This window comes from Pokkaliibacter sp. MBI-7, from assembly GCF_029846635.1.
Lineage (GTDB): Bacteria > Pseudomonadota > Gammaproteobacteria > Pseudomonadales > Balneatricaceae > Pokkaliibacter.
This window is the reverse complement of the sequence record NZ_JARVTG010000001.1, coordinates 4,239,631-4,252,708: the sequence shown is the minus strand read 5'-3', so window position 1 is coordinate 4,252,708 and position 13,078 is coordinate 4,239,631. Positions and strand designations below refer to the sequence as shown.

Annotated in this window: 10 protein-coding genes and 7 tRNA genes; 2 read left to right on the top strand and 15 right to left on the bottom strand. The window is 53.1% G+C overall.

The window, feature by feature from the left end:
- The first annotated feature begins 10 nt into the window (after window positions 1-10).
- On the top strand, window positions 11-964 hold the full coding sequence (locus QCD60_RS18785) for a PDR/VanB family oxidoreductase (RefSeq protein WP_279787740.1): 954 nt from the start codon (window positions 11-13) through the stop codon (window positions 962-964).
- 116 nt (window positions 965-1,080) lie between these two features.
- On the opposite strand, the gene QCD60_RS18780 is transcribed toward QCD60_RS18785, so the two are convergent.
- The gene (locus QCD60_RS18780; RefSeq protein ID WP_279787739.1) at window positions 1,081-2,661 is read right to left on the bottom strand and encodes a tetratricopeptide repeat protein; all 1,581 of its coding nucleotides are present in this window, start codon (window positions 2,659-2,661) and stop codon (window positions 1,081-1,083) included.
- A 223-nt stretch (window positions 2,662-2,884) separates the two neighbouring features.
- Between QCD60_RS18780 and QCD60_RS18775 the strand changes: the two genes are divergently transcribed.
- Window positions 2,885-3,808, top strand: coding sequence for a histone deacetylase family protein (locus QCD60_RS18775; RefSeq protein ID WP_279787738.1), 924 nt, complete (start codon window positions 2,885-2,887; stop codon window positions 3,806-3,808).
- Between the two features lie 82 nt (window positions 3,809-3,890).
- Here QCD60_RS18775 and thiI read toward each other — a convergent pair whose 3' ends face one another.
- The 14 genes from thiI to QCD60_RS18705 all read right to left on the bottom strand — a co-directional run bounded on the left by thiI (window position 3,891) and on the right by QCD60_RS18705 (window position 13,041).
- Window positions 3,891-5,354 carry a tRNA uracil 4-sulfurtransferase ThiI gene (gene thiI / locus QCD60_RS18770; RefSeq protein WP_279787737.1) on the bottom strand — a complete coding sequence of 488 codons (1,464 nt, stop codon included), beginning with the start codon at window positions 5,352-5,354 and terminating at the stop codon, window positions 3,891-3,893.
- A gap of 173 nt (window positions 5,355-5,527) precedes the next feature.
- Window positions 5,528-5,604, bottom strand: a tRNA-Arg gene (locus QCD60_RS18765).
- Between the two features lie 43 nt (window positions 5,605-5,647).
- Window positions 5,648-5,724, bottom strand: a tRNA-Arg gene (locus tag QCD60_RS18760).
- Window positions 5,725-5,766: 42 nt separating this feature from the next.
- A tRNA-Arg gene (locus QCD60_RS18755) sits at window positions 5,767-5,843 on the bottom strand.
- A gap of 26 nt (window positions 5,844-5,869) precedes the next feature.
- Window positions 5,870-5,946: transfer RNA gene (locus QCD60_RS18750), tRNA-Arg, on the bottom strand.
- Window positions 5,947-5,973: 27 nt separating this feature from the next.
- Window positions 5,974-6,050, bottom strand: a tRNA-Arg gene (locus QCD60_RS18745).
- Between the two features lie 49 nt (window positions 6,051-6,099).
- Window positions 6,100-6,176 (bottom strand) — tRNA-Arg (locus QCD60_RS18740).
- 6 nt (window positions 6,177-6,182) lie between these two features.
- Window positions 6,183-6,272, bottom strand: a tRNA-Ser gene (locus QCD60_RS18735).
- A 50-nt stretch (window positions 6,273-6,322) separates the two neighbouring features.
- Window positions 6,323-6,520 carry a carbon storage regulator CsrA gene (gene csrA / locus QCD60_RS18730; protein WP_104156280.1) on the bottom strand — a complete coding sequence of 66 codons (198 nt, stop codon included), beginning with the start codon at window positions 6,518-6,520 and terminating at the stop codon, window positions 6,323-6,325.
- Between the two features lie 214 nt (window positions 6,521-6,734).
- Window positions 6,735-7,970 (bottom strand): aspartate kinase, encoded by a 1,236-nt coding sequence (locus QCD60_RS18725; RefSeq protein WP_279787736.1) that lies wholly within the window; start codon window positions 7,968-7,970, stop codon window positions 6,735-6,737.
- Window positions 7,971-8,044: 74 nt separating this feature from the next.
- On the bottom strand, window positions 8,045-10,678 hold the full coding sequence (gene alaS, locus QCD60_RS18720) for an alanine--tRNA ligase (RefSeq protein ID WP_279787735.1): 2,634 nt from the start codon (window positions 10,676-10,678) through the stop codon (window positions 8,045-8,047).
- A gap of 221 nt (window positions 10,679-10,899) precedes the next feature.
- Window positions 10,900-11,412 (bottom strand): regulatory protein RecX, encoded by a 513-nt coding sequence (locus QCD60_RS18715; protein ID WP_279787734.1) that lies wholly within the window; start codon window positions 11,410-11,412, stop codon window positions 10,900-10,902.
- A 2-nt stretch (window positions 11,413-11,414) separates the two neighbouring features.
- A complete protein-coding gene (gene recA / locus QCD60_RS18710; RefSeq protein WP_279787733.1) occupies window positions 11,415-12,452 on the bottom strand; it encodes a recombinase RecA in 1,038 nt (345 codons plus the stop codon).
- An 88-nt stretch (window positions 12,453-12,540) separates the two neighbouring features.
- The gene (locus QCD60_RS18705; protein ID WP_279787732.1) at window positions 12,541-13,041 is read right to left on the bottom strand and encodes a CinA family protein; all 501 of its coding nucleotides are present in this window, start codon (window positions 13,039-13,041) and stop codon (window positions 12,541-12,543) included.
- Window positions 13,042-13,078: the final 37 nt, after the last annotated feature.

Sequence of the window (13,078 nt, the reverse complement as noted above, 5' to 3'; positions counted from 1 at the left end):
GAGCAGCATCATGATCGATGTACGCGTGAGCCTCTGTGCCGACGAGGCAGCGGATATTCGCCGCTTTCAGCTGGAGCCTATCAACAGCACTGCCCTGCCCGCCTTTACTGCAGGCGCCCATATCGATGTTCACCTTCCCAATGGTCTGATCAGGCAGTATTCACTGTGCAATGCTGACAGTGAATACCATCGCTATGTTATTGGCGTACTCAACGACCCCGCTTCGCGTGGCGGCTCCAAAGCCATGCATGAGCTGATCAACCAGGGTGATGTGATCCGTATCAGCGAGCCACGCAATCTGTTCCCGCTGGCCGGACAGGGCAAACGCCATCTGCTGTTTGCTGGCGGCATTGGCATCACGCCTCTGCTGAGCATGGCTGAGCACCTGCACCGCCATGATCAGCCGTTTGAACTGCATTATTGCGCGCGTAGCAGTGAGCGCATGGCTTTCCGGCAGCAGCTGCAGGAGGCCGACTTTGCCAGCCGGGTGTATCTGCATTTTGATGATGGCGATGCGCAACAAAGGCTGGATGCGGCACGATTACTTGCCACACCCGATACTGACACCCACCTGTATGTCTGCGGCCCGGGCGGCTTTATGGAGCATGTGCTGAGCACCGCGCGCCAGCAGGGCTGGCTGGAAAGTCAGCTGCATCGTGAGTACTTTGCAGCCACTCCGGTTGATCACGATGCCGATGGCAGTTTTGAGGTGGAGCTGCAAAGCAGCGGCGTGGTCTATCAGATTCCGGCAGAGCACAGCATCGTGCAGGTGCTGGAAGCGGCAGGTGTTGATGTAGCGGTGTCCTGCGAACAGGGCATCTGTGGCACCTGCCTGACCCGCGTACTGTCTGGAGAGCCTGATCACCGGGATATGTTTATGACCGATGAAGAGCATGCAGCTAATGACCAGATGACGATTTGCTGTTCACGCTCGCGCAGTTCACGACTGGTACTGGACTTGTAACAAACGGGCTGAGCGACAGAAAAAAAGTCAGCCTGCTATTTCAAACTCACACCCTTGCCAGATATTTGCCCAAGCCGGATATCTGGCCTTTTCACCTCTCTGCAGTTATCGGGGTGCTAGACCACTTCCCACAACAACTCACCGAGCGAACCCGGGGGATATTCTTCCAGCTGCAAATCAGCCACCTGTTTGAGATAGTCCAGCCGCTCCTGCTGACTGGCTTCGAGACGTGATTTCTCGACAGTCCGCAAGAACTGTCTGGCCATCTGCAGTCGCTTGTCACGCTGGTAGGAGGAGTCGCGTATGGCTTCCAGATACAGCTGCGCCGCATTGAGCAGCGCGTCAGTATGATCAGGCTGCTCACGCAGAATCTGAGTGAAATACTGCATCGCCTTACCTAGCTGACCACTCTCGTAGGCATGGCAGCCATGCTGCAGATAGGTATCGATCCTTGGGTTGGTGAGCAAAATAGCTGGATCAGAAGGGACGTTCTGCAGCCAGCGCATGGGAGTTTCGCCTGGCTGCTTCCACACGTCGAGCTGATCCAGCTGCACACCCTGTTCGTCCGCCAGCACCCGTGCTTCATCATGGAACTTTTCTGCCAGCTTGGGCTGTCTGGCACCCTGATAGAAGTTGCCACGCATAAAAGCGGATTCGGCAGGCAGCAGAGGATCTTTTGGAAAGAAGCGGCTGGCCTTTTTCAGCGCAAGATCAACTTCTTTCTCTACCTCCTGCCAGCCCGCAAGGCCAGCCTCGACCTTACAGCGCCCGACATCAACCAGCTGTAGAAACGGCCCTTTGGACTCATAAACCGACCCTTTGCCCAGATTGATGGCCTTGTTCAGGGCAGGCTCAGCAATTTCCCACTCCTGCCCCAGATAGGCACAATAACCAAGGCGCTGATAACGCAACACGTTGTAAGGGCTGAGTGTGGTGGTTTGCTGCAGAATATAGCGAGCCTTGAAGTAGTCCCCTCGCGCCATTTCGATTTTGATGACCATGTCGTACGCCGCTAGCAGCAGCGGGTTCTGACAAATCAGCTCACCCAGTATCTCCAGCGCCTGATCGTACTCGCGTTCCTGCGACAGGCAGAAGGCCTGCATAATGACCGCCTCACGACGATGATACTGGGTATACACCCGCGAAAAGACCCGGGCAGCCTGAAAGTACCGCCGATGCGCCATCAGGATCCGCCCCTTTAGCAACTGGGCCGCACAGTAATAGGGATTGGCAGGCTCGAAGTGATCACAGAGATTGAGTGCCTCTTTGACATTCTGCACCCGCAACTGATGCCAGATCGGCTTCAGTGCAATCTGACGCGCATCCAGGGCGTCCAGACGGCGCTTGAGATCCTGCGCTGAGAAAGGTTTGGTGAGGATATCGTCGGGATAGTTATCGATAGCATGGACAATCAGGTCACGGGAAGTATCACTGACCAGTAGTACCCATGCCGTACTTTCCGGCAGGATTCCCTGATAACGCGCCTCTTCCAGCAACTGAATGCCCGTAACTTTGTCGCTGTCATTGTGACTGATAATGATGAAGTCGTAAGGCTGATGCTGAATATGACTGAGCAGAGCGGCGGTCGGGGCCAGTGTTTCCAGATGGTCGATACCCAGGCTGCGTAACATGCTCTTCATGGTAAAGCGCATATTGCCGCTGCTATCGACAAACAACACCTTTTTCTTATCCAGCATCAAGTCAGCCCTATTTGTGGTCTACATCCTTACCGGTCGCCATTTACCGCGGCAGACATCAGTCAATCTGCCACACCATATCGGCGGCAAACGGCAGGACTTTGATAAAAGCAGCACCCTGCTTTCATTACTCCGCATTTGCCTGCCGGCACTGTGCGACTTAATGGCTAAGGTACGCCGTAGCAAGTTTCGCTAAACTGGCAAAAAAAACAGGGCACGCCCAATGAGCACTGCGTTTATCAGCCATACCGACTGCGAGCTGCACGACCTCGGCCCAGACCATCCAGAGAGCCCAATCAGGCTGAAAGCCATCATGCATCAGCTTAATCGCTCCGGTCTGCTTGGCCAGCTGCAAACTCATAATGCCGTTCATGTTCTGCCAGAGCAGATATTGCTGGCACATACACCACTACATGTACGCCGTCTGGAACTGAAACTGCCGCAGGAGGGTGTGGTCTGGACCGACGATGACACTGCGCTGTGCCCAAAATCCCTGCATGCAGCAAGTTTAGCCGCAGGTGCCAGTATCTTGGCAACAAACCGAGTACTGTCTGGCAAAAATCGCAACGCTTTTTGCGCCATCCGCCCACCTGGGCATCATGCGGAGCACAATCTGGCGATGGGCTTCTGCTTCTACAACAACATTGCCATCGCTGCACTGCATGCCCTGCAGCACGAAGGCATAAACCGGGTAGCTATCGTTGATTTCGATGTGCATCAGGGCAACGGTACCGTCGATATCTTTAAAGACAATCCAGCCGTGCTGTTTTGCTCCACCTTCCAGCACCCTTTTTATCCGGGTCGTTATAACGATCTTGAGCGCGCGAATATCATCAATTGCCCCCTCCCCGCCTTTGCCGATGGCGAAGCGTTTCGTCGCACCTTTTCAGAAAAGTGCCTGCCCGCTCTGGAGGCTCACGCTCCTGACATGATCTTTATCTCGGCAGGCTTTGATGCGCACTGGAATGACCCGATGGCGGATATGCGCCTGAATGAAGAGGACTATCTGTGGATCACTCGTCAGCTGGTAGCACTGGCTGACAGGTATAGTAAAGGGCGCATCGTGTCGATTCTGGAAGGCGGCTACAACCCAACAGCACTGGCCTATTCGGTGCAGGCCCATCTGGAAGGGCTGCTCGGCGGCTAATAGACGTCAGAAAGCAGGCATACACTCAGCAGAAACGAAAACGGGAAGCCTGAGCCTCCCGTTCTAATTACAGGCAATCGTATTACTTGCTGCCGTAAACCCCTACGTTGACATGGCCTGCATCGTGTAAATACAGCGCATGCAGCTTGCTCATAACACCGCGGTCACAATAGAGCAGGTACTGCTGCTCCTGATCCAGCTCAGGGAAGCGCGTACTGAGCTGATAGAATGGAATATGCACCACCTCAGCATCCAGTGTCAGCGGAGACTTCTCCTGCTCCGTCGGATGGCGAATATCGATCACCACCGCATCTTCTTTTGCCTCGAACTGATCCAGTTCAGCCTGAGGTTTTAGATCCTTCAGCACCTGATCAATCTTTAGCACCTGAGAACGTTCGATTGCCCGGCGGATCACTTCCATATCCAGCTTGGCTTCTTCCTCCAGCACCTTGTCAGGACGCGCCTTAACAGTGGGCCGGTCAGAAATGACACCGCAGTACTCCGGCATGGAAGCTGCCATATCAAAGGTGCCAATAGCCTTGGCCTGATTGATGATATCCTGCTTGTCAGACACGATCAGCGGACGCACCACCAGACGCTCACTGGCATTGTCGATGATATTGAGGTTAGTTAGGGTCTGACTGGACACCTGCGCAATGCTCTCGCCAGTGACCAGCGTGTTAACGTGCAAACGAGAAGCCACACGGTTACCGGCCCGCATCATCATTCGCTTGAGAATAACCCCCATCAGCGAATGATTGACTTTGGTCAGAATCTCGGCCACCACCTCATCAAAGGGAACAGAGACAAAGTAAACCTTGGCCACGGAACCGTATTGCTTCCAGATATGATGCGCAATCTGCCGCACACCGATCTCATGTGCTGAGCCGCCAAGATTGAAGAAGCAGAAGTGCGTTTTGCAGCCACGCTTCATGGTCAGATAGGTTGCCACAGCAGAATCGAAGCCACCGGACATCAGCGACACCACATCTTCCTGTGACCCTAGTGGGTAGCCGCCCATGCCAGGCTCACGCTCGGTCTCGATAAAGACCTTCTGGTGGCGCACTTCCAGACGCACCTGTACGTCAGGACAGCGCAAATCAACAGAACGCGCCTCGGTTAACTGCATCAGCGCACCACCCAGATGCCGCTCCCAGTCCAGCGAGGAGAAATCATGCTGACCCACGCGACGCACTCGCATGGCGAAGCTCTTCCCTTTCAGACGCTCACTGTTTGCAGCCACCAGATGAGGAATAATCTCCTCGGCGGTGGTCAGCGGGAACTCCAGCACCTGCTGGAAATAGGCAATACCGGGATTACGACGCAGGATGTCCCGCGCGTCCTCAGCAGTGATGGCCGGGTTGTGAATCAGTATCTCAATATAGTCCCAGTGACTGAGCACTTCCGTCCCGGCACCTTGAGCGACCTGCTCGCCAAGATCCTTGAACTGAATACGCAGATTGGAAGCCAGACGCTTACAGAAACGCTGACGTACAGAGCGACTTTTGATGGTGATTTCAGGGAACAGCTTGACGATGAACTTCATGGTATCGAGGCAGTATCTGGTTAAAAAAGCGGCACATTGTATCAGGCTTGGACGTACCTGACAGCCCAAATTAACAAGTTCAAAGGATAACCAAAAAAACCTGCCAAGGCTTAACCGCACAACATCTAATACAGTTCAAAAACAAGAAAAATAAGGAGGGCACAAAAGAGGAGTGGCGCGCTCGAGAGGATTCGAACCTCTGACCGCCTGGTTCGTAGCCAGGTACTCTATCCAGCTGAGCTACGAGCGCGCAACGTATAACGATGTATAACAGACAGATCAAGATGATGAAGTGGCGCGCTCGAGAGGATTCGAACCTCTGACCGCCTGGTTCGTAGCCAGGTACTCTATCCAGCTGAGCTACGAGCGCACAACGATATCACATTGATGTAACACTACACATTCACACTGTTGGCGCGCTCGAGAGGATTCGAACCTCTGACCGCCTGGTTCGTAGCCAGGTACTCTATCCAGCTGAGCTACGAGCGCGCTGCAGTGTAAAACATTTTCAGTTATGGCGCGCTCGAGAGGATTCGAACCTCTGACCGCCTGGTTCGTAGCCAGGTACTCTATCCAGCTGAGCTACGAGCGCAACACGATAACTGAGACTTGCTTGAGATGGCGCGCTCGAGAGGATTCGAACCTCTGACCGCCTGGTTCGTAGCCAGGTACTCTATCCAGCTGAGCTACGAGCGCTTCAAACTCAAACAAAAAAGGTTTGCTTAACTTCTGCAAACCTTGCACATGGCGCGCCCGAGAGGATTCGAACCTCTGACCGCCTGGTTCGTAGCCAGGTACTCTATCCAGCTGAGCTACGGGCGCTTTGTGTGGCGGAGAGTGAGGGATTCGAACCCTCGATAGAGTTTCCCCTATACACCCTTAGCAGGGGTGCGCCTTCAGCCACTCGGCCAACTCTCCAAACAACGCGGCGAATATTACCGCATTGATTTTAAAAAGAAAAGAAATTTTTACGATTCAGAGGAGCCAGATTCCTGATCCTGTTTTTCTTTCTGAATACGTTGATAAATCTCTTCTCGATGAACAGACACATCCTTAGGTGCATTGACGCCAATGCGCACTTGGTTGCCTTTTACGCCCAAAACGGTAACGGTGACATCATCACCAACCATCAGGGTCTCACCTACGCGACGGGTAAGAATCAGCATCTCCGTTCTCCTTACTTGTTTCCTCTGCCATGCGGCTTAGCTCCAGCTCCCGCATTGATTAGACTTAGCTATCGATCCAGACAACTTCAAGCCTAGATGCGGGCATGGAATTGTATGCAGGCCACGCTGACACTGTGAAGTAAAAAACCCCACATTTTTGTAGTGCAGCGTTAACCTGCGTAACGAAAATGCTGACTCGTGATAACAAAAAGTATTATTCAGCGATGGTGTCGACTTTATCCAGCTCAAAGGCTGAGTGCAGTGCGCGAACCGCCAACTCCAGATACTTCTCGGCGATAACAACCGAGACCTTGATTTCAGAGGTGGAAATCATCTGGATATTGATCCCTTCATGAGCCAGTGCAGCAAACATCTTGCTGGCCACACCTGCATGAGAGCGCATACCTACGCCGACAATAGATACTTTAGCGATCTTGTTGTTACCGCTCACTTCTCGAGCACCCAATTCAGCACAAATACGCTGCAGGATGTCTTTGGTCTTGTCGAAGTCGTTGCGGTGAACAGTAAAGGTGAAATCGGTGGTCTGATCGGCAGCCACGTTCTGCACGATCATGTCGACTTCAATATTGGCATCGCTCACGGGCCCAAGAATCTTGTAGGCCACACCGGGGATATCAGGCACACCCAGAACAGTCAACTTGGCCTCATCACGGTTAAAGGCAATACCGGAAATGATAGGCTTTTCCACAGTGTCTTCTTCCTCTAAGGTAATCAGGGTGCCAGGGCCATCCGCAAAACTGGAAAGCACACGTAGCGGTACATTGTATTTGCCGGCGAACTCAACGGAACGAATCTGCAGCACTTTCGAGCCGAGACTGGCCATTTCCAGCATTTCTTCGAAGGTAATCTTGTCCAGACGACGGGCCGTATCCACCACACGAGGGTCGGTTGTATATACACCGTCAACATCAGTATATATCTGACACTCATCAGCCTTGAGCGCAGCAGCCAGAGCAACACCGGTAGTATCTGAACCACCACGCCCAAGCGTGGTAATACTGCCGTTGTCGTCCACACCCTGAAAGCCAGCAACGATGACGACTCGACCTTCCGCCAGATCCTGACGAATGCGCTGATCATCAATATGCTGGATTCGCGCCTTGCCATAGGCACTGTCGGTGCGGATTGAAACCTGGGCGCCGGTGTAGGAGCGGGCAGGCACACCACGCTTCTCCAACGCAATAGCCAGCAAGCCAATAGTGACCTGCTCGCCGGTCGACATAATCACATCCATCTCGCGAGAACTGGGCTCGTCGGTAATCGACTTGGCCAGCTGAATCAGACGGTTGGTTTCACCAGACATGGCCGAGACAACGATAACCAGATCATGTCCCTGCTCACGGAATCCTTTTACCTTTTCGGCAACTGCCTCGATGCGCTCCACTGAGCCCACCGAAGTGCCGCCGTACTTCTGCACATACAATGCCATTTTTTTAGTTTTCCCCAACAGGAATGGCCGGAATAAATTCCGGCCTTTTCTTCACAGTTCTAGCAATCGCAACCTCAAAGCTGCGATTCAATCCATTGGGCCGCGTCAATCAGCGCCGCTGGCAAGGCATCAATCTGAGTACCACCACCCTGAGCCATGTCAGGACGGCCACCACCTTTACCTCCAACCTGCTCAGCAACGCGGCGAATCAGGTCGCCAGCTTTAACCTTTGCGGTCAACTCCTTGGTCACCCCAGCTACCAGACTGACCTTGTCATCTTCAACGACAGCCAGCAGCACCACTCCATTACCCAATTTATTTTTCAGCTGGTCCAGCAGATCGCGCAGGGATTTGGACTCGACGCCTTCAACCTGGGTAACCAGCACTTTGGCGCCCTTGATTTCACGTACACTGTCCAGCAGCTCATTCCCTGCGTTCGCAGCCAGACGACGTTTGAGTTGATCCAACTCACGCTCAAGCTGACGATTGCGCTCAACCAGGGCTTCAACCTTATCCAGCACAGCGTCACGGCTACCTTTCAGCATTGAACCCAGTCTGCGCAGAGTTTCTTCACCTTCCTCCACGTAACTAAGGGCTTCTTCACCAGTGACAGCTTCAATACGGCGTACACCTGCAGCAACACCGCCCTCCGACAGAATACGGAAAACAGCGATGTCACCTGTACGTTTGACGTGCGTACCGCCACATAGCTCAAGAGAGAATTGCTCCTCACCTTCACCCATGCTGACAACCCGAACCTCGTCATCGTATTTCTCACCAAACAAGGCCATCGCACCCGCGGCTTTTGCCTCATCGATGTTCATCAGGCGAGTCTGCACTTCTGCGTTGGCACGCACCTCAGCGTTAACCAAATCCTCGATACGACGCAGCTCTTCAGGCTTGACCGCTTCAAAGTGACTGAAGTCAAAGCGCAAGCGGTCAGGAGCAACCAGAGAACCTTTCTGCTGCACATGCTCACCCAGCACTTTGCGCAGAGCGGAGTGCATCAGGTGTGTCGCGGAGTGATTCAGCGCTACAGCCTGACGACGTGCTGCATTGACATGGGTAACAACCTTGCCGCCTACAGCCAGACGCCCTTCGACCAGCACACCATGATGAAGGAAGAGTTTGCCTTCCTTGGTCGTATCCTTGACCTCAAAACGGCCATTTGACCAGGCCAGATAGCCAGCATCACCTACTTGACCGCCGGACTCGGCGTAGAAAGCGGTGTTATCCAGCACCACAACGCCGGACATTCCTGGCTCCAGTGCATCAACGGTTTCGCCGACTGCCAGCAAGGTCACCACATTGCCTTCATCAACCAGCTGGGTATAACCATTGAAATGCGTTTCACCTTCCAGCTTCAGCGCCTGATTATAGTCAACACCAAACTGACTGGCGGCACGAGCGCGCTCACGCTGAGCCTCCATTTGCTGCTCGAAGCCATCCATATCCAGATCGTAACCACGCTCACGGGCAACATCCGCAGTCAGGTCAACAGGGAAACCATAGGTGTCATACAGACGGAAAATAGTTTCGCCCGGAATAACTGCGCCTTCCAGTCCCTCGATGGCCTGTTCAAGTAAGCGCATACCCTGGTCTAGCGTCTTGGCAAACTGCTGCTCTTCCTTGAAGATCAGCTGTTCAACATGAGCCTGCGCCTTGGCAAGCTCCGGATAGGCAGAGCCCATTTCCGCAACCAAAGGCGCAACCAGCTTATGGAAGAAAGGCTCAACGGCACCGAGCTTGTGTCCGTGACGGATAGCCCGTCGCATGATACGGCGCAACACATAACCGCGACCTTCGTTGGAGGGCACAACACCATCAACAATCAGGAAGGAACAAGATCGGATATGATCTGCAATCACTTTCAATGAGTGACTCTTGGTGTCCGTAGTACCTGTTACCTGCTCGACAGCAGCCAGAAGGTTCTGGAACAGGTCAATCTCGTAGTTTGAGTGAACATGCTGCATAACGGCAGAAACACGTTCCAGACCCATGCCAGTGTCTACGGATGGGCGAGGCAATGGATGCATCACCCCATCAGCAGTACGGTTGTACTGCATGAATACCACGTTCCAGATCTCAATGTAGCGATCACCATCTTCCTCGGGGCTGCCGGGAGGGCCGCCAGCCACATCAGGGCCATGATCATAGAAAATCTCAGTGCAAGGGCCGCATGGACCAGTGTCTCCCATCGCCCAGAAATTATCTGAAGCATAGGCAGCGCCCTTGTTGTCACCAATACGTACAATCCGCTCGACGGGAACACCGACCTGCTTGGACCAGATCTCATACGCCTCGTCGTCACTGGCATAGACTGTTACCCAAAGCTTTTCCTTGGGCAGATTCATCCATTCAGGGGCAGTCAGAAACTCCCAGGCAAAATGAATGGCGTCCTGTTTGAAATAGTCACCAAAGCTGAAGTTACCCAGCATCTCAAAGAAGGTATGGTGACGCGCGGTGTAGCCTACGTTTTCCAGATCATTGTGCTTTCCACCAGCACGTACGCAGCGTTGCGAAGTGGTGGCACGAGAGTATGAACGGGGATCAGTACCCAGGAACACGTCCTTAAACTGAACCATACCCGCGTTGGTAAACAACAAAGTAGGGTCATTAGCGGGAATAAGTGAACTGCTAGGGACAATTTCATGCCCCTTACTCTTGAAATACTCAAGAAATGCTTGGCGGATTTCTGCGCTCTTCATATATCTGCCTAAAAGAGAAACATCGGCTATCAGTGATCAGCCAGCATCATGACGGCGTTGAGGCCGCCTCACCATCCTGCTTTGGTTGGCCTAGTGCGCTGGGCGGTACTTAGCGGGTTAGTATATCGAGGTAGATCAGGATTAAAACAGCTGGAGCGGAAATAGGGGGAGTTTTTAAAAACGGTGCTAAACAGGGCCAGATATGAGCATAAGCATATTACTCACTCATCCCACTCGTTGATTTTTAGTGCCTGTAACGCTTGCTGCTGCGTAAAGCCACGATAGAGCAGAAAGCGTAACTGCCTGGCCTTTTCTTTAGGTGTATCAGGTAACGCGTCACCAAAGCGACGTGACCTTACTTGCCGGGCTTGAGCAAACCAGTCCAGCTCATCTTCCACTTCATGTAAGGCATCGGTAGAGAGCACTTTGTGCTTCAGATCGGCCTTGATACGTTGCGGCCCCTGGCCTTTGGCAATGCCCACCCTGACCGTCGATGCAGATACCCGGTCGTCATTGAGATAACCGAGCTCCTCTAGCCGAGTCAGCACCGCCGCAATCTGCTCCGCGTGTTTCTGAACATCTTCTTCATGGCCGAAGCTTTCTGAAGAAGTATCTTGATGTTCACGCAAGGGTTTACGGAGAAAACTCTGTAGCCGCCGCTGCAACTCGGCGCGACTATAGTCACGCCGAGACAGCAGAGAAACAGCTTTTTCCAGCAAAGAAGAGGATTGCACAATCACGCTTCGTCTTCAGCACTTACCTCAAAATCAGCAGCTGCATTATTAGGCACGTTCAGCAGACGCTCGCGCAACAGCGCTTCCAGTTCCTGTGCAATTTGAGGGTTGTCTTCCAGGTACTTGCACGCATTGGCCTTACCCTGCCCGATCTTATTGCCCTGGTAGGCATACCATGCGCCGGACTTCTCAACCAATCCCTGCTGCACACCAAGATCGACAACCTCACCCATACGATAAATGCCTTTGCCGTACAGAATCTGGAAATCTGCCTGGCGGAACGGTGGTGAAACTTTGTTCTTAACGATTTTTACCCGGGTTTCGTTGCCTACAACTTCATCGCCTTGCTTGATAGACCCCGTACGGCGAATATCCAGACGCACAGAGGCATAGAACTTCAAGGCGTTACCGCCTGTTGTAGTCTCAGGGTTACCGAACATAACACCAATTTTCATACGAATCTGGTTGATGAACACCACCAGGCAGTTAGCGTTCTTGATGTTTCCGGTGATTTTACGCAGCGCCTGAGACATCAGACGTGCCTGCAGCCCCATGTGAGAGTCACCCATTTCACCTTCAATCTCAGCCTTGGGCACCAAGGCTGCGACAGAGTCAATGATGATCACATCAACTGCGTTAGAGCGAACCAGCATGTCAGCAATTTCAAGTGCCTGCTCACCTGTATCAGGCTGGGAAACCAACAGATCATCAACGTTTACGCCAAGCTTTTCTGCATAGATAGGATCAAGCGCATGCTCAGCATCGATAAAAGCACAGGTCTTGCCCTGACGTTGAGCCTGAGCAATGACAGACAGCGTCAGCGTAGTCTTACCAGAGCTTTCAGGACCGTATATTTCGACAATACGACCATACGGCAAGCCACCAATCCCCAGTGCAATATCCAGCCCCAGCGATCCTGTGGAAACTGCAGGGATCGCCTCACGTGGCTGATCGCCCATACGCATAATGGCACCTTTGCCGAATTGGCGCTCGATCTGTCCCAACGCCGCCGTCAGTGCACGCTGCTTGTTCTCGTTCATTACGTTTTCACCCGGAAAGTACTGTATATATAGTCAGCATTATTCCACACTTTTCTCAAAGCGCAAGCCAGAATTCTCTTCCCTGACATCACTCCCCATCCAAATGCTCTACCAGAACACGTAACGCGATTTCTACCGTTTGCCGACGCACCTGCCGTCGATCACCAGGGAACATATAAACCTCAGCCCAGTGCTGCTCACCATCAGCCCATGCAATCCACACCGTACCCACAGGCTTTTCATCACTACCGCCATCAGGCCCTGCAACACCACTGACAGCAACAGCATAACGCGCACCACTGCGCACCTGCGCGCCTTTGACCATAGCCAACACGGTCTGTTCACTGACAGCTCCCTCATGCTCCAGTACCGCTGAAGGAACAGCCAGAAGCTGCTCCTTAGCCGCATTGGCATACGTTACCCACCCAAAGCCAAACCAGCGTGAACTACCGGGCAGCTCCGTCATGGCTTGAGCAATACCACCACCGGTACATGATTCTGCCGTAGCCACAAAAGCCCCCTGCGCTAAAAGCCGTAACGCTAACTGCTCAACCAATAGCTCGGTTGGTGAATGCTGAGAACATGACATAGCGCCTACTCCTGTCCTTACTTGGTTATGCCTGAAC